This is a genomic window from Streptomyces asoensis (genome assembly GCF_013085465.1).
Classification (GTDB): domain Bacteria; phylum Actinomycetota; class Actinomycetes; order Streptomycetales; family Streptomycetaceae; genus Streptomyces; species Streptomyces cacaoi_A.
The window spans coordinates 4,634,676-4,651,493 of sequence record NZ_CP049838.1; the positions used below are offsets into that span (position 1 = coordinate 4,634,676).

14 protein-coding genes are annotated in these 16,818 nt (G+C 72.1%); 6 read left to right on the top strand and 8 right to left on the bottom strand.

What is annotated here, in order from left to right; all coding sequences use genetic code 11:
* Positions 1-75 precede the first annotated feature (75 nt).
* Positions 76-2,442: an HAD-IC family P-type ATPase gene (locus G9272_RS20610; RefSeq protein ID WP_171397964.1), complete on the top strand. Its 2,367-nt coding sequence runs from the start codon at positions 76-78 to the stop codon at positions 2,440-2,442.
* 4 nt (positions 2,443-2,446) lie between these two features.
* Here G9272_RS20610 and G9272_RS20615 read toward each other — a convergent pair whose 3' ends face one another.
* From G9272_RS20615 to G9272_RS20635, 5 genes are all read right to left on the bottom strand, one after another.
* Positions 2,447-3,259 (bottom strand): hypothetical protein, encoded by an 813-nt coding sequence (locus tag G9272_RS20615; RefSeq protein ID WP_171397965.1) that lies wholly within the window; start codon positions 3,257-3,259, stop codon positions 2,447-2,449.
* Positions 3,260-3,470: 211 nt separating this feature from the next.
* Positions 3,471-4,400, bottom strand: a complete 930-nt coding sequence (locus tag G9272_RS20620) for a hypothetical protein (RefSeq protein WP_171397966.1) — start codon at positions 4,398-4,400, stop codon at positions 3,471-3,473.
* Between the two features lie 162 nt (positions 4,401-4,562).
* Positions 4,563-5,330, bottom strand: a complete 768-nt coding sequence (locus tag G9272_RS20625; protein WP_171397967.1) for a calcium-binding protein — start codon at positions 5,328-5,330, stop codon at positions 4,563-4,565.
* A gap of 148 nt (positions 5,331-5,478) precedes the next feature.
* On the bottom strand, positions 5,479-8,682 hold the full coding sequence (locus tag G9272_RS20630; protein WP_171397968.1) for a sacsin N-terminal ATP-binding-like domain-containing protein: 3,204 nt from the start codon (positions 8,680-8,682) through the stop codon (positions 5,479-5,481).
* 650 nt (positions 8,683-9,332) lie between these two features.
* Positions 9,333-10,295 carry a DUF3027 domain-containing protein gene (locus tag G9272_RS20635; RefSeq protein WP_171397969.1) on the bottom strand — a complete coding sequence of 321 codons (963 nt, stop codon included), beginning with the start codon at positions 10,293-10,295 and terminating at the stop codon, positions 9,333-9,335.
* Between the two features lie 356 nt (positions 10,296-10,651).
* Between G9272_RS20635 and G9272_RS20640 the strand changes: the two genes are divergently transcribed.
* The 4 genes from G9272_RS20640 (at position 10,652) to G9272_RS20655 (ending at position 14,216) form a co-directional block, all read left to right on the top strand.
* Positions 10,652-12,085 carry an MFS transporter gene (locus tag G9272_RS20640; protein ID WP_171397970.1) on the top strand — a complete coding sequence of 478 codons (1,434 nt, stop codon included), beginning with the start codon at positions 10,652-10,654 and terminating at the stop codon, positions 12,083-12,085.
* 61 nt (positions 12,086-12,146) lie between these two features.
* A complete protein-coding gene (locus tag G9272_RS20645; protein WP_171397971.1) occupies positions 12,147-12,659 on the top strand; it encodes a DUF2771 domain-containing protein in 513 nt (170 codons plus the stop codon).
* Positions 12,629-13,378: a futalosine hydrolase gene (locus tag G9272_RS20650; RefSeq protein WP_171397972.1), complete on the top strand. Its 750-nt coding sequence runs from the start codon at positions 12,629-12,631 to the stop codon at positions 13,376-13,378. Before G9272_RS20645 ends, G9272_RS20650 begins: the two co-directional genes overlap by 31 nt.
* Positions 13,368-14,216, top strand: a complete 849-nt coding sequence (locus tag G9272_RS20655) for a 1,4-dihydroxy-6-naphthoate synthase (RefSeq protein ID WP_171397973.1) — start codon at positions 13,368-13,370, stop codon at positions 14,214-14,216. Before G9272_RS20650 ends, G9272_RS20655 begins: the two co-directional genes overlap by 11 nt.
* A 39-nt stretch (positions 14,217-14,255) precedes the next feature.
* Here G9272_RS20655 and G9272_RS45935 read toward each other — a convergent pair whose 3' ends face one another.
* A complete protein-coding gene (locus G9272_RS45935; protein ID WP_020130260.1) occupies positions 14,256-14,639 on the bottom strand; it encodes a cold-shock protein in 384 nt (127 codons plus the stop codon).
* 181 nt (positions 14,640-14,820) lie between these two features.
* On the opposite strand from G9272_RS45935, the gene G9272_RS20665 reads away from it, so the two are divergent.
* Positions 14,821-15,072: a hypothetical protein gene (locus G9272_RS20665; RefSeq protein WP_171397974.1), complete on the top strand. Its 252-nt coding sequence runs from the start codon at positions 14,821-14,823 to the stop codon at positions 15,070-15,072.
* Here the strand turns inward: G9272_RS20665 and G9272_RS20670 are convergent.
* Both G9272_RS20670 and G9272_RS20675 read right to left on the bottom strand, forming a co-directional pair.
* A complete protein-coding gene (locus G9272_RS20670; protein ID WP_171397975.1) occupies positions 15,048-15,695 on the bottom strand; it encodes an HAD family hydrolase in 648 nt (215 codons plus the stop codon). The genes G9272_RS20665 and G9272_RS20670 overlap by 25 nt on opposite strands.
* A gap of 22 nt (positions 15,696-15,717) precedes the next feature.
* Entirely contained in the window at positions 15,718-16,716 is a 999-nt protein-coding gene (locus G9272_RS20675; RefSeq protein WP_171397976.1) for a hypothetical protein, read from the bottom strand.
* Positions 16,717-16,818: the final 102 nt, after the last annotated feature.

The window sequence follows — 16,818 nt, forward strand, 5'->3', positions numbered from 1 at the left end:
CCCCCGTCCTCCCGAGGTCGGATCTTCGGCGTCCTCAGGGGGTGAACCCCCAGATCCGCACGTACCGTCGAACCCATGGCCCACACCGACGCCCCCGCCTCCGTGCCGACGGCGACCGGCCTCACCGCCGTCGAGGTCGCGGACCGGGTCGCGCGCGGCCAGGTGAACGACGTACCCGTCCGCAGCAGCCGCTCCGTCGGCGAGATCGTCCGGGCGAACGTCTTCACCCGGTTCAACGCGATCATCGGCGTCCTCTGGGTGGTCATGCTGTTCGTCGCCCCCATCCAGGACGGCCTGTTCGGCTTCGTGATCCTCGCCAACACCGGCATCGGCATCATCCAGGAGTGGCGGGCGAAGCAGACCCTGGACTCCCTCGCGGTCGTCGGCGAGGCCCGGCCCACCGTCCGCCGCGACGGCACGGCCGTCGAGGTCTCCACCTCCGAACTCGTCCTGGACGACCTCATCGAGATCGGCCCCGGGGACAAGGTCGCCGTGGACGGGGTGTGCGTCGAGGCGGAAGGCCTGGAGATCGACGAGTCACTGCTCACCGGCGAGGCCGACCCCGTCGTCAAGCGGCCCGGTGACCAGGTCATGTCGGGCAGCTTCGTGGTGGCCGGCGGCGGTGCCTTCCAGGCCACCAAGGTCGGGCGGGAGGCCTACGCCGCCCAGCTCGCCGAGGAGGCCTCCCGCTTCACGCTCGTCCACTCCGAGCTGCGCTCCGGCATCTCCACGATCCTCAAGTACGTGACCTGGATGATGGTCCCGGCCGCGATCGGCCTGGTCGTCACACAGCTCTTCGTCAAGAACAACGATCTCAAGGAGTCCATCGCCCGCACCGTCGGAGGCATCGTCCCGATGGTCCCGGAGGGGCTCGTCCTGCTCACCTCGGTCGCCTTCGCGATCGGTGTCATCCGACTCGGCCGAAAACAGTGCCTGGTGCAGGAGCTGCCGGCCATCGAGGGGCTCGCCCGCGTCGACACGGTCTGTCTGGACAAGACCGGCACGCTCACCGAGGGCGGCATGGACGTCACCGGGCTCAGCATGCTCGACGGCTACGACGAGTCGTACGTACGCCGGGTCCTCGGGGCCCTCGGCGAGTCCGACCCGAGGCCGAACGCCTCCCTCCAGGCGATCATCGACGCCTACCCGGACGCCGACGACTGGCGCTGCACCGAGTCCCTGCCCTTCTCCTCCGCGCGCAAGTACAGCGGCGCCAGTCTCAGCGAGGGCAACGGGGAGAACGGCACCTGGCTGCTGGGGGCGCCGGACGTGCTGCTGGCCGACGACGACCCCGCCCTCGCCGAGACCGAGCGGCTCCACGAGCAGGGACTGCGGGTGCTGCTGCTGGCCCGCGCCGCCCGCGACCTCGACGACCCCGAACCCGCACGCGGCGCCAGGCCCGCCGCACTCGTCGTACTCGAACAGCGGCTGCGGCCGGACGCCGCCGACACCCTGCGCTACTTCGCCGAGCAGGACGTCCACGCCAAGGTCATCTCCGGCGACAACGCGGTGTCGGTGGGGGCGGTGGCCGCGAAGCTCGGGCTGGACGGCCGTACGGTCGACGCGCGCCGGCTGCCCGCCGAGCCGGAGGGCATGGGCCGGGCCCTGGACGAGGGCACGGTGTTCGGCCGGGTCACCCCGCAGCAGAAGCGGGACATGGTCGGCGTGCTCCAGTCGCGCGGGCACACGGTCGCGATGACCGGGGACGGCGTCAACGACGTGCTCGCGCTGAAGGACGCCGACATCGGCGTCGCGATGGGCTCGGGATCCGAGGCCACCCGGGCGGTCGCGCAGATCGTGCTGCTGAACAACAGCTTCGCGACCCTGCCGTCGGTGGTGGCGGAGGGCCGGCGGGTCATCGGCAACATCACCCGCGTGGCGACCCTGTTCCTGGTGAAGACGGTCTACTCGGTGCTGCTGGCCCTGCTGGTGGTCTGCTGGCAGGTCGAGTACCCCTTCCTGCCCAGGCACCTGACGCTGCTGTCCACCCTCACCATCGGCATCCCGGCCTTCTTCCTCGCCCTCGCCCCCAACACCGAACGGGCCCGGCCGCACTTCGTACGACGGGTGATGCGGTACTCGATCCCGGGCGGGGTGGTGGCCGGGGTCGCGACCTTCGCCACCTATCTGGTCGCCCGTCACCACTACACCGGAGAGGGCTCCCTGGAGGCCGAGACCAGCGCGGCGACCCTGACGCTGTTCCTGATCTCGATGTGGGTGCTGGCGATCATCGCCCGGCCCTACACCTGGTGGCGGGTGCTGCTGGTGGCCTCGATGGGTGCGGCGTTCGTGCTGGTGCTGGTGGTCCCGTGGCTTCAGGACTTCTTCGCGCTGAAGCTGATCGGGATGACCATGCCGTGGATCGCGGTGGGGGTGGCGGCGGTCGCGGCGGTCGCCCTGGAGATCTCCTGGAAATGGGTCGACCGCCGTTTCCCTGCCTAGCTGCTTACTTGACGTCGACGAAGTCGCCCGCCGCGCTGACCGCCGGGGTCGTCGTGGTGCCGGCGAAGCTCCAGCGGTAGTAGCCGTCGGCGGCGGCCTTGACCGTGGTCTTCAGGGCGCCGGTCGAGCTGGTCTTCACGGTCTTGACCGTGGTGTAGGTGGTGCTGCCCTTCTTCTTGAACTGGAGCTTCACCGGCTGGGCCGCGTAGCCGCCGAGCTTGTTGGTGTCCCAGTTGGCGCGGGACAGCTTGCCCGTGATGGTGAGGGTCTTGCCCTTCTTCACCGGCTCGGGCGTGGCGTCGGCCGTCAGCTGCGCCTGGCGCTGCACCTTGACGGCGCCCAGGTTGCTCTGCCACTTGAGGTCGGCTTCGCCGGTGGCGTCGTGCGGGACGGCGAGAGCGCCCACCTTCCAGGTGCCGGCCTGGCTGTTGGCCAGGTCGTCGTACGCACTGGAGACGGTGGGACGGAACTGGATCTTGGCGGTGCAGTTGAGGACCGTCGTGGAGACGGCCTTGCACGTGCCCGGCTCGTCACCGGCGATGATCTCGGAGTTCGCGCTGAGCGCGGTGCCCCGGTAGAGCATCGGACCGTTGTCGAAGGAGCTCGCGCTGAGGCTCGCGGGCTTCGTCACGGTGTACGTGGCGGTGACGGTGACCTTGGCCGAGGGGCCGACCACGACGGCCTTGCCCGCGTTGACCTTCATGGCGGAGAAGGTGACGTTCGGCGCCGCCGTCGGGGCGGCCTGGGCGGCCGGCACGGCGAGGGCGGAGAGAGCGAGGGCGCCGGAGGAGGCGACCACGAGGGCGCGTATGCGCATTGCGTTCCCCAGATGGGAGAGAGATCTCGGAGTCTGTTGACTCATCGGGTGAGATCCACGGCGGGCGGGGCCAGTTGTGCTGCGGGAGGTAAGAGATGGGAGAGAGCGGCAAACGGCCGGCCCCGGATTTCCGGGGCCGGCCGCTTCTCCTACGGCGCCTTGCTACGGCGCCTTGCTACGGCGCCTTGCTTCGGTGCCTTGCTTCGGTGCCTTACTTCACGTCGACGAAGTCACCCGCGGCGTTGACCGCCGGGGTCGTCGGGTTGCCCGCGAAGACGAAGCGGTAGTAACCGTCCACGGAGGCCTTGACCGTCGTCTTCAGGCCGCCGGTGGTGCTGCTCTTGATCGTCTTGACGGTGCTGTAGGTGCTGCTGCCCTTCTTGCGGAACTGAAGCTTCACCGACTGGGTGGAGACGCCGCCGTACAGGCCGGTGTCCCAGTTGGCGCGGGACAGCTTGCCCGTGACGGTGATGGTCTTGCCCTTCTTCACCGGCTCCGGCGCGGCGTTGACCGTCAGCTTGGAGAAGCGCTGGAGCTTGGTGGTGGCCAGGGCGTCGCCCTCGGCGTAACCGACCTTGGTCCAGTCGATGTCGTCGTCGCTGAACGGGTCGACGTCGTTCCAGTCGATGACGTAGCCGAGCGCCTTCCACGTGGTGGCGTCGGTGTTGTAGAGCTCCTCACCCGGGAGGATGTCGATGGTGCCCTTGCAGGAGGCGACCGTGGCCGAGGTGTTGGTGCAGGTCGGCCAGTCGTCGCCGACGAGGATGTTGGCCGGGTCGGCGTACGCACCGCGGTAGATGACCAGGTCCAGCTCGGTGTCGTCGGCGGTGACGTCGACGCCCGCGCCGTGCGTGACCGTGAAGGTGACCGGGACCGTGACCTTGCCGCTGGTGCCGGCGATGATCGGGAAGCCCTTGTTGACCTTGACGTTGCCGAACTTGGCGTCCAGCGCGTACGGGGTGCCGGTGTCGGCGGGGGTGGCGCCGGTGAAGGCGCTCTTGCCGGAGGTGGCCGCGTGGAGGGCCTTCAGGGTGTCGACGGGGTTGTGCGAGTCGCTGCCGGTGGCCTGCGCGGCCGGCACGGCGAAGGCGGACAGGGCCAGGGCGCCGGTGACGGCGGCCACGGTGGCTCGTATGCGCATGAATGTCCCAAGGGGATCAAGGGGCTCTCCGGGCGGGTGCCACCAGCGAGCCCAAGTGGTCGACGAGCCTGTCGGCTCGCATGATCAGATTCCTGAAACCGGAAAATGGTTGTACGGAAAACGGCCGCCCGGACGGGCTGCCGTTCTCGAGTGCGCCCGTGCCTACTTGACGTCGACGAAGTCGCTCGCGGCGGTGACCGCCGCCGTGGTCGTGTTGCCCACGAAGGTGTAGCGGTAGTTGCCGTCCGCCGTCGCCTTGACGGTGGTCTTCAGACCGCCGGTCGAGGTCGTCTTGACGGTCTTCAGGGAGCTCCACTTGGTGGAGCCCTTCTTCTTGTACTGGAGCTGCACCGACTGGGCTCCGTAGCCGCCGAACTTGAGCGTCTCCCAGTTGGCGCGGGTGAGGGAGCCGGTCACGGTGATGGTCTTGCCCTTCTTCACCGGCTCCGGCGTCGCGTTGACGGTCAGCTTGGAGACCCGCTGGAAGTGGAAGGCACCGGCCTTCTCCTTCCACACGAAGTCGCCGTCATTGGCGTCGATCCACGCGTCGACGTACCAGGTGCCGGCGTTCTTGTTGCTGAAGTAGTCGGTCCTCGGGTCCACCTTCACGGAGGCGGTGCACGTGGAGGTGGTGGTGTTGACCTTCTTGCACGTCGGCGTGCCGGTCATCTCGAAGCCGTAGTCGGGGCCCGTCAGCGTGAAGTGCTCGGCGCTCTTGATGCCGGAGTTGTCCGTGGCGGTCACGCTGATGGAGATGGTCTTCGCCGCGTTGGTGGAGACGGGCACCTTGTTGTCACCGTCGACGACGACCTTGGTGATCCGGGTGTCGCCGCTGCCGCCGTCGCTCGGCGCGGCCTGCGCGACGGGAACGGCCAGGCCCGCGAGGGCCAGAGCGCCGAAGGAGACGGCGGCGGTGACGCGGATGCGCATAGGTTTTCCCCCCGTTGAGAATCGCGATTCACGGGAAGAGACTCGTACTCCAGTCCGACGGTTGCACGTTCGATGGAGAAATTACGGAGAAGATGTGAGCGCCCCCGCGGACAACCGCGAGGGCGCTCGAACGCGGACCGCGACGCCGTCAGTCGAACCAGCGGTCGCGGGCCAGTTCCGCGGTCCGTGACGGGTCCTCCAGCAGGGCGGCGACCTCGAAGCGGCGCGGCCACTGCCTCGCCGCCCAGGCGAGTCCGGCGGCGACGCCCTCCAGGGTCGCGGCGTGCAGGACGCCGTCGTCGGTCAGCCGCCAGTCGATCTCCACGCCGTCGACGACGAGCTCCTCGTGCTCGACGTACGTCTCGGGCGTGCGCGGCCCGAGCAGCACCCGCACCGGCTCCGATACGTCGTGCTCGACGCCCTCGGAGTCGACCTGCCCGGTCACGGACTCGCTCAGCCGCCGCACCTGGAACAGCTCGGCCAGTTCGGCGGCCCGGGACGGCCGTACCGGAAGCAGCGGCACGCCCTCGGTGAAGGGCAGCAGATCGGGCGAGTCGACGACGACGGCGTCGGCCGCGTCCACGACCTCGACCCGCCCGTCGACGACCGCCCGCAGCTCCTCCGGGAGGGTCACCTGCTCGGGATCCAGCTCGGCCAACGCGCCATAGAGGCCGTGCAGTTGGGCGGCCGAGACGGGGCGTTCCGGGTCGGCGAGGCGGTCGAGGAGTTCGGCGGCGCCGCCGGGCTCCTCGAGCAGCGCGGCCACGGAGGTCCGCACGCCGAGAGCGCGCAGCACCTGCTCGTCGTCGAAGCCGGTGGCGTCGGCCTCCTCGTACAGCCCGTGCAGGAGCGGATCCCCACCGGCCGCCAGCAGACCGGCCGGACGGCGGCCGTCGAGCACCGGGTTCCCGCGCAGCCACCAGGCGGTGTACGGCCGGACGACCTCGTGGGTGCCGTCGGGCAGCAGGATCCGCACGGGCTGGGTGAGGGCGTCCCGCAGGGGCGGCCGGGCGAGCAGCGCGAGGGCCTGGGGCCAGCGGTCGTCGTCGACGAGGTCGAGGTCACGGACGGCGACCAGCTCGGTGGCTACGGGGGGCACCGGGCTGTCGGGGAACCGGTCGAGGATGTCCTCGCACCAGACGTCGACGGCGTCCAGCAGGCCCGCGTCGTCGGGCTCGGCGAAGTCCCCTTCGCGGGGCTCCAGTTCGTCCGGGTCGAGGACGACGTCGGTGGCGCGGACGAGCGCGAAGTTCGCGAGGACGCCACAGGCGGCGAGGGGCTGTTCGCCCCACCGGTCCGCCAGTTCGGCGTCGACGAAGGCGAGTTCGTCCTCCCGGACGACGGAGGCGAACGGGCTGCCCGGCAGCACCAGTTCACCGGCGGGGACGAGTTCCCCCTCCTCGTCGGGCAGCGCGAGGGCGCCGAGCCAGGGTTCGTCGCCGGGGTCCAGACCGGCGTCGCGGACCAACGCGAGCACGGTGTCGGCGAGTTCCTCGGCGTCCGGGGTGTCCTGGTCGTCCCAGGCGCCGCCGTCGTCGTCCAGGGACGCGGCCACGGCGGCCCGCACCTGCGGGGTGGTGAGCACGGCGCGGGGGGTCGCGGGCAGCGCGCCGAGCTTCTCCAGGAGGGGGTGCGCGGCGTCCTGGTGGGCGACCTTGAGGCCGAGTCGGGCGAGGATCTCCGGGTCGGGACCGGCCGCGTCCGCTGTGGGCAGCAGCACCTGGCGGGGGCCGATGGTGGTCCGCATTCCCCCAGTGCCGAAAGCCTGGGAGGTACCCCCAGCCAGCGGCACCGGCAGCCCCGAGAGCCGGTCCGGGTCGACGCCGGCCAGGCTGTCGTAGAGCCGGTACCACCACTCCGGGTCCTTCTCCAGGCCGGCCAGCCGGTCCACGGCGTCGGCGAGCGGGATCCGGGCGACGCCGAGCGTGCGCAGTTCGACGCGCCGCTCCAGCCCGGCGGGCAGCAGGGTGGGCAGCACCTCCGCCAGCACCCGTACGGTGTCGGCGCCTGCGCCCTCGACGACCTCGGCGTCCCGGGGGCGCAGCGCCTCCGGGAGCTCGACCACGTCGACCCCGTCGCCCCCGTCGCCTTCCCCGTCCTCGGGGACGGGCCGGACGGCGGGCGGCAGGAACGCGGTCCGCGGCAGCCGCTCGAGGATCGCCTGGCGCAGCGCCCCGTCGAGCTCCCCCTTGCCCAGCGGGCCGGGCACGAGGTCGATGATCCCGGCGCCCACCGGCCGCCAGCCGGCGAGGAGTTCGGCGTACGCGTCGGCCGCGCGCTGCACCAGGTGGTCGGTGAGCGGGCCGGGCGCGGCGTGCCGGCGGGTGGTGTCGAGCGGGAAGGAGCCGATGAGCAGGGCGGGGACGCCGAGGGGCTCGTCGCTGGGGGTGGGGGCGTGCACGACGGGGGTGGTGCGGGGCCGGGCGGGCGAACCGTCGTCGTCGACCGGTACGGCCCAGGTGACCGACCAGTGGGGGCGCAACCGCTCCTCCACCGGGCGGTCGACGAGGAGGTCGGGCGTGAGGGGGCCGTGCGCGGTTGCGACGCGCCAGCGGGTGGTCCCGTCCCGTGTGTCCGCCACGACGGTGAGGGCCTCGTCGCCGGCGTCGGTGTCCCGGCGCAAGACGCGGGGCGCGTCGTCGCCGATCTCGATCACGACCTCTTCCAGGCCCGGGAGGGCGAGGAGGAGGGCGTCGTCGACGACGGTGAGGAGGCGTTCGGCGAGGTCGGCGGCGGCGGCGTCCCGCAGCGGCAGGATGACGGCCGTGTCGTACGGGTCGGGGGCGGTGCCCTGGGCGGCGAAGGGGAGCCGGAGCAGGGGCACATGCCCGTCCCGCCGCCGGATCTCGTCGCCGAGCCCCGGGCTGTGCCGGGCGGTCTCGGAGGCGAGCGCGCGGGCCTCGGCCAGGTCCCAGCGGACCCCGCCGTGCCGCCCGACGACGGCGGGCTCGTCGGTGACGGCGAGGACGGCTGCGAAGCCGACACCGAACCGCCCGACGGCCACGGCCGACTGCCGGGCCTCGCGCTTGGCGGAGGCGCGGAGGGTGGCGAGGGACTCCACACCCGCGGCGTCCAGGGGTGCGCCGGTGTTGGCGGCGACGAGGACGCCGTCCCGGAGGGTGAGCCGCAGCCGCCCCGGCACGCCGGCCCTGGCCGCGGCGTCGGCGGCGTTCTGAGCGAGCTCGACGACGAGCCGGTCCCGGTACCCGCCGAGGACGAGATCCTCCTCGGCGTTGGCGTCCTCCCGGAAACGGGCGGGGCTGGTCGCCCAGGCGTCCAGGACTCCGCGACGCAGGCGGGCCGTGCCGAAGGGGTCCGCGCCCTCGGGTGCCGGCCGCACGAACTTGCTCACGTTCACTCTCCTCATCGGCGTGGGCTCGAAGGTACCGCGAGCCGAACCACCGCCAGAACGTCCCGTAGGGCCGTACCCGGGCCCCGACCACCCCCCACATCACAATCACACAACAACTGAATCCCCAGGCGGCCCCCAGGCCCCAAAAAGGCCGACCTGCGCTCAGGAACAACGCCGAACGCAGCCCTGCGGGGCCTGTGGCCCCGCAGGGTCGGGAGTGCCCCTGGGAGGCGCCGGGCTGGGCCCTGAGGGCCACATTCGGCCCGGCGGGGGCCAGGCTGGACCCCGGCAGGGTCGACATGCTCCCGGAAGGGACGGATTCCAGCCCTGGAGGAACCGAGTCGGCCCCAGGAGGGGCCGCGATCGGCCCTGCAAGGGACCGGGATCGGCCCCGGAAGAGACCGGGATCGGGCCCGGAAGAGACCGGGATCGGGCCCCGGGAAGGGACCAGGGGTGGCCCGCGCCAGGTAGGGCCGGGGGTGGCCCTGGGTGAGCCAGGGTTGGCCCGCGCCAGGTGAGGCCGGGGGTGGCCCTGGGCAGGGCCGGAGGTGGCCCGCGCCAGGTGAGGCCGGGAGTGACCCTGGGCGGGGCCGGAGGTGGCCCGCGCCAGGTGGGGCCGGGGGTGGCCCTGGGTGGGGCCGGGGGTGGGTCTAGGAATGGCCCAGTTCTGCTGTGTCCTCGTCCGTCGTCTCCGGGACGGAGCCCGAGTCCGAGGCCGGGCGGAGGGGGAACGGGTCGACCCGGGTCTCGTCGATCACCGGTGGAGCGGGCCGCGGGGGCGTCGGCATGACCGCCGCCTCCGAGTGGCCGCCGCAGCCGTACGCCAGGGAGACCACCCGGCCGTCGGCCGGGGAGAACTCGTTGGCGCAGACACCGAAGGCCTGACCGAGGGAGCCGCCGATGGGAGTGAGGAAACCGCAGCTCACACAGGACGCGGGGGCCGCCTGGGCCATGGGGGTCTTGGGGCCGAAGCCGTCCTCCCAGCGGTCGGCCGCGGTGTGCAGACCGTAGCGGGACAGGACCCGGGCGCGACGCAGGCCCAGTTCCTCGGCGACCGCGGCGATGGTGCCCCGGCGCGGAGCAGCCGGGAGGGCCGCGGGCGGGGCCGGCGTCACCTCCGCGTCCTCCGCCTCCACCAGCTCGGCCATCTCCTCGGAGAGGGGCGAGTTCGGCGTCGGCTCGTCCGAGTCGAAGTAGCCCGGCTGGAGGCGCGGATCGTCCTCACCGGTGTAGCCGGGCTCCAGACGCAGATCCTCCGCGTCCGTGGGGAGGAGGTCGCCGGGACCCATGTCGCCGGGGCGCAGGCGGTCGCTCCACGGAACCCATTCGGGGGCCAGGACCGCGTCCGGGCCCGGCAGCAGGACCACCTCGTCGAGCGTGACGACCTTGGCGCGCGAGGCCCGTGCCACCGTCGCCGCCCAGCGCCAGCCGCGGTAGCCCAGCTCCTTGCACTCGAAGTAGTGGGTGACCACCCGGTCGCCCTCGGAGACCAGCCCCGCATGCTCGCCCACCACGCCGGGGGCGGCTGCCTCCTCGGCTGCGGCGCGTGCGAGGTCGACGGCCTCGGCGCACAGGCGGTCGGGGGTGCGGCTTCGCGTGGTCGCTGCGCTCACAGGTATCGCTTCTCTCCTACGCCGTCTCTCGGTGCGCCGGCCTGAAGGCGGCGGGTGCGAACGGAGCGGACCGGTGGGCCGCGTCGACGTCCGCGCCCGATCGCGCTCGGGCGCACCTGCTGTCATCCATTCTGCGGGATGGCCGGGAGGCGCGCGGCCGAGAACAATCGCCACGGCGCGCTACGCACGCTACCTGCTCGCGGACGCTCGGCCTACACCGACGGGACGTTTCCCGCTCACAGAAGCCACCGAACCACCGCCGAACCCCCTCCGGACCGGCCCGGCGCGGCGACGATCACACGCCCATACGCGCGGTAACCGCACTACGTACCGCTTTTCCGGGGCACTATGACGGGGTGGCAGCCGCGAGGACACCCCAGGGCGCCACCGGGATCGGTGCGACGAAGGGGAACAAGGGGAGGAGCCGGGTGAGCGGTTCGGGCCGGATGAGCGGGTCCGTCCGCGCGGTCGGCCGTGCCCTGCACTTCCCGTTCACCGGCACCGCCCGCGGGATCCGGAAGGCCACCCACGCGCACGGCGCCGGCGAGTCCGGCCTCGGCAAGCTGATCGAGCTGCACGGCGTGAACGGCGCCGGCGATGTCATGATCACCATCGCGCTCGCCTCCACCGTCTTCTTCTCGGTGCCCACGGACGAGGCCCGCGGGCGGGTCGCGCTCTACCTCGCCATCACCATGGCCCCCTTCACCGTCCTCGCCCCCGTGATCGGCCCCCTGCTCGACCGGCTCCCGCACGGTCGGCGCGCCGCCATGGCCGGGGCCATGCTCGCCCGGGCGCTCCTCGCGCTCGTGCTGTCCGGTGCCGTCGCCACCGGCAGCATCGAGATGTATCCGGCCGCGCTCGGCGTGCTCGTCTCCTCCAAGGCGTACGGGGTGGTCAGAAGCGCCGTGGTGCCCCGGCTGCTGCCGCCCCGGTTCTCCCTGGTCAAGGCCAATTCGCGGGTCACCCTCGGCGGTCTCCTCGCCACCGGGATCGCCGCGCCCATCGGGGCGGGACTCCAGTCCCTCGGGCCGCGCTACCCGCTCTACGGCGCCTTCGTGATCTTCGTGGCCGGTACGTTCCTGTCCTTCTCGCTGCCCCGCAAGGTCGACTCCGCCAAGGGCGAGGCCGTGGCGCTGCTCGCCGCCGACGAGCAGCACCTGCACGGCCCGCACCGGCAGCCGGTGAAGCGGCCGGGCCTCAGGACCGTCGGCATCGCCGTCACGCACGCCCTCGGCGCCAACGCGGCCCTGCGCTGGCTGTCCGGGTTCCTGACCTTCTTCCTGGCGTTCCTGCTGCGCGAGCACCCGCTGACCGGGCAGAGCGCGGCCGTGTCGCTGGGCATGGTGGCGGTGTCGGCGGGCGTGGGCAACGCGCTCGGTACGGCGGTGGGGGCGTGGCTGCGTTCCAAGGCCCCGGAGCTGATCATCGTGACGGTCGTCGCCGTCGTGCTGGGCGCGGCGATCACCGCCGCGGTGTTCTTCGGGGCGTTCCTGGTGGCGTGCATGGCGGCGGTCGCCGGGTTCTCGCAGGCCCTGGCCAAGCTGTCCCTCGACGCGCTGATCCAGCGGGACGTGCCCGAGCTGGTGCGCACCTCGGCGTTCGCCCGCTCGGAGACGCTGCTCCAGGTGTGCTGGGTGTTCGGCGGCGCGGTCGGCATCGTGATGCCGCTGAACGGCGCGCTGGGTCTGTCGGTGGCCGCCGCGGTGGTCGCGCTGGGCTGGCTGACCACGGTCCGCGGTCTGCTGTCCTCGGTGCGGCACGGGAGCGGTGCGAAGCCCCGCGTGGCGTAACACACAGCCACGCCGCCCCCCACGTAAAGAGAGGGCCGGGCGTGCCCGATAGCCTTCCGCCATGACCACGATGCCCCGCGGCGGAGCCGCTGATGTACCTGGCGTTGTGCGACGCCGCCGCGTCGTCGCCGCCGCCGGCGCCGTTTCCGCCGGACTGCTCGTCCTGTCGGCCTGCGACAAGCCGACGCCGCTGTCCACGATCACCGTCGGCCGCACCTCGGTCAGCGCCGAGGCCACCTGTGGCGGGGAGGGCGACACCCTCCAGGCCGCCGCACTGACCAAGTGCCTCGCGGACAAGGACATCAAGTCCATCACCGTCGACCCGGACGAGACCGTCCGCTTCGGTGTCGACCCCGACGTGGCCGACAAGCGCTGGACGATCCTGATGAACGGTCAGCCGCTCACCGAGGACAGCGACAAGACCTACCGCACGATCCCGGGCAGCGTGTTCTTCAACGCCCAGTACGGCGCCCAGGGCGACTCCACCCTCGTCTCCATCAAGGCCGGCGACGGGAAGAAGGACAGCCAGGCGGTGACCGGCCTGTGGTCGTTCAAGCTCAAGAAGGACGACTGACCACGTCCCGCACCCGTGTCCTCGTGGCCACCGCGGTCCCCGCCGAACGGGACGCGGTGGCCCGGGCGCTGCCCGGGCCCGGCCGTGAGGTGCGCCTGCCGGGTGTGAGCCTGCACCGCGCGGGTGAGTCCTACGACCTCCTCGCCGCCGGGGTCGGCCCGGCCCTGGCCGCCGCGTCCGTCTCGGCCGCCCTCACGGCCGCCGCGCTGCGGGGCGACCCCTACGGCCTGGTCGTCTCGACGGGCATCGCCGGCGGCTTCGCGCCCGCCGCCCCCGTCGGCTCCCTGGTCCTCGCCGACGAGATCACCGCCGCCGACCTGGGCGCCGAGACCGCCGACGGCTTCCTGCCCGTCACCGAGCTGGGCTTCGGCACCGTCACCCACCGTCCGCCCGAGTCCCTCGTACGAGAGACCGCGGCCGCCACCGGTGCCCTGACCGGCGTCGTCCTGACCGTCTCGACGGTCACCGGGACCGCCGCCCGGGCCGCCGCCCTGCGCGCGCTGCACCCGCGGGCCCTCGCCGAGGCGATGGAGGGCTTCGGGGTCGCCGAGGCCGCCGCCGCGCACGGCGTGCCCGTGCTGGAGATCCGCGCGGTCTCCAACCCCCTCGGCCCGCGCGACCGCGACGCCTGGCGCATCGGCGCCGCGCTCGCCGCCCTCACCACGGCCTTCGGGAAGCTCACACCCGTCCTGGAGAGTTGGAACCCGCATGACCGGTGACGATCTGAAGATCGCGTACTCGCCCTGCCCGAACGACACGTTCGTCTTCGACGCCCTCGCCCACGGGCGGGTGCCGGGCGCGCCCGGGTTCGACGTGACGTTCGCGGACATCGACATCACCAACGGCATGGCCGAGCGCGGCGAGTTGGACGTGCTGAAGGTGTCGTACGCCGTGCTGCCGTACGTCCTCGACGAGTACGCGCTGCTGCCGTGCGGGGGCGCGCTGGGCCGGGGCTGCGGCCCGCTGGTGCTGACCAGGGAGGCCGGGAAGGACCTGACCGGCCGCACGGTCGCCGTGCCGAGCGAGAGGTCGACGGCGTACCTGCTGTTCCGGCTCTGGGCGGCGGAGCTGGTCCCGGGGGGCGTCGGCGAGATCGTCGTCATGCCGTTCCACGAGATCATGCCGGCCGTGCGGGACGGAAAGGTCGACGCGGGGCTGGTGATCCACGAGGCCCGCTTCACCTACCGCGACTACGGGCTGCACAAGCTCGCCGACATGGGCGAACACTGGGAGTCCACGACCGGCCTGCCGATCCCGCTCGGCGCCATCATCGCCAAGCGCTCGCTGGGCAGCCAGGCCCTCACCCGGCTCGCCGACTCGATCCGTACCTCCGTACGCGCCGCCTGGGACGCCCCCGAGGTCTCCCGCCCGTACGTCATGGAACACGCCCAGGAAATGGACCCGTCCGTCGCCGACCAGCACATCGGTCTGTACGTCAACGAGTTCACGGCGGACCTGGGCGAGGACGGCTATGCGGCGGTCAGGGGATTGCTGACACGCGCGGCGGCCGAGGGGCTGTTGCCGCCCCTCGGCCCGGGTGCGCTCGATTTCCCGTAACGCCGTAACGGATACCGATTTCCCGTCGTCCGGTACCGGTCAGACGTCCAACTGGTCGGCGACCGCGCGCAGCAGACCTGCGATCTGCTTGCCCGAGGTCTTCTCCGGGTAACGGCCCTTCTCGAGCATCGGCGTGATGTTCTCGAGAAGGGTGGTCAAGTCCTGGACGATGGAGGCCAGTTCGTCGGGCTTCTTGCGCTGTGCGGCGGCGACCGAAGGGGTCGGGTCGAGAATGACGACGGAGAGCGCCTGGTCGCCGCGCTGTCCGGCGACGACGCCGAACTCCACTCGCTGGCCCGGCTTCAGGGCCTCGACTCCGGCAGGCAGGACGGAGGAATGGACGAAGACGTCACCGCCGTCGTCACGGGAGAGAAAGCCGAAGCCCTTCTCGCTGTTGAACCACTTGACCTTGCCGGTAGGCACGTCTGTCCTCGTCCTCGTACTCGTCGGAAAGCTGCTTCTCGACTCCGAAACAGCTCTGAACGGCTCTGGATAGCACTTGGGCGGGTCGACCACGACCCGCCGGTACCAAGGCTAATGGTCTTCGGGCCGGTGACAAGACGTCCCCCGGTTGTTCCTTCGCGCAGGGAACTACCCTGGTCCGGTGCGTGACAAAACCCAAACGAATTCCGCCGCTCCCGGTGACCGACTGATCCGTGCCGGTGCCATCGTGTTCTTCGTCGGCGCTGTGGCCACACTGGTCACAGTCGCCCCACTCCTCCTCGATACGACGCCTTTTCCGACGTACATGTTCGGCTTGAGCATGCTCATGGGCGTCGGATTCCTCATCGCGGGCGCCGGCGTCCTGCAATCGGTCGCCGCGGGCCGGCGTCAGGCGCGGGGCGCCGCGCGGTAGGCCTCGAGGTGACCGGCGAGCCAGGCCGGGAATTCGGTGAGGTCGGCGAGCACGACATCCGCACCGGCCGTCCGCAGTTCCTCCGCATCGATCGGCCCGGTCGGCACGGTCACCGACAGCGCCCCGGCGGCGCGCGCGCCGCGTACGTCGCCCACGTGGTCGCCGACGTAGACGCTCGCGCCGTGCTCGCGCAGCGCCTGCGCCTTCTGCTCGGCCCACAGGTCGCCTATGACCGCGTCGGGGCCGAGGCGCAGATGCTCCACCTGGAGCCTGGCGTTGGGCTGGTGCTTGGCGGTGACGATGATCGCCCGGCCGCCGGCCGCCCGCACCGCCGCGATCGACTCACGGGCGCCGGGCAGCGCGGTCGCGCCGGTGACGCCGTGCTCGGGGTACAGCGAGCGGTACAGGTCGGCGACGGCCGCGACCCGCTCCGCCGGGTACCAGTGGGCCAGCTCGGTCTCGGGCGGCGGCCCGAGCCGGGTGACCACCAGATCGGCGTCGATGTACGTCCCCGTCCGCTCGGCGAGCGCCACATAGGTGGCGCGGATGCCGGGCCGGGAGTCGATGAGGGTCATGTCGAGGTCGAAGCCGACGGTGATCACGGGTGACGTCATACGGCCCATTCTGCCTGGCCGGTACACCTTCCTACCTCGGCTTCTGTGACCGCCAGACCAGGAACAGCGCCGACGCCACGGCCGCGCCCCGGATCACCCACGGCCAGGTCTGGGCGACGGCGTCGTTCATGTGCCCGTCCGCGATGGGGTCGCCCCAGCGCCCCTCGGACCGCCCCCACAGCCAGACGAGCCCGGCCGTGAGCGCGAGCCCCGGCAGCCCCATCACGGCGAACTTCGTCTCCCGCTCGGTCAGCCGACGCGAGGCGTAGGCGATGAGCCACCCCAGGATCAGTCCGAACCAGTTCCCCAGCACGGCGCCGACGCCGAGACATCCGGCGGCGATCAGCAGCAGGGGGTTGCTCCAGCGGGCCCGCTCACCGGAGGGCGAGCGCCGAAGAACGCGGAACCGACGCCGACGCGGCCGACCGTCGCCCTCACCCGCCTCCCCCTCAACCTCAGCCTCGGCCTCTTCCTCCTCCCGCTCCTCCTCGAGTTTCCTGGGCCGCGGGGGCTTGAGCAGGTCCGGGATCTCCACTCCGCCGACGAACCCCGGCACGTCCTCGCCGATGCCCAACGGGGTCGGCTCGTTCAGCCACCAGTCGGGCGTCTCGCGCCCGTCGCCCAGCTCGTGCGCGGGGGCGCGGTGCGGCGGTGACGCCACGTCGGAGGGGGTCGCGGGGGGCGGCGCGCCGGTCCGGGGCCGCGGCACGACCCGCCGGATCCCCTTCGGCCGCTCCGGTTCCGCCTCGCGGTCACGCTGTACGGGCACGGAGGGCGCCGGCGTCTGCGGCGCGTCGCCGCCCCGGTCGGCCGCGGCCGCGACGATGTCGTCGGGACTGCCGAGACGGTCGATGATGCGGCGGACGGCGGCGGGCGAGTCGACGGCCGCCTTCGCCCGGCGCCGGTCGATCTCGTTGCGCAGCTCGGAGACGAGCCGCATCCGCGTGGCCGACGACAACTGCCGCTGCTGCGCGACATCCCCGACCCGGCTCAGATACTCGTAGACGACTTGGTCGCTCTCGATCCCCACGGAAAGAAGCTACCGCTTCTCCCCACCTGCACCGCTTCCCCGTTGCCAACACCTGTCCATGCAGTGTCGGCGTTCGAGGACAAGGCGGGACGTCAGCGGTCG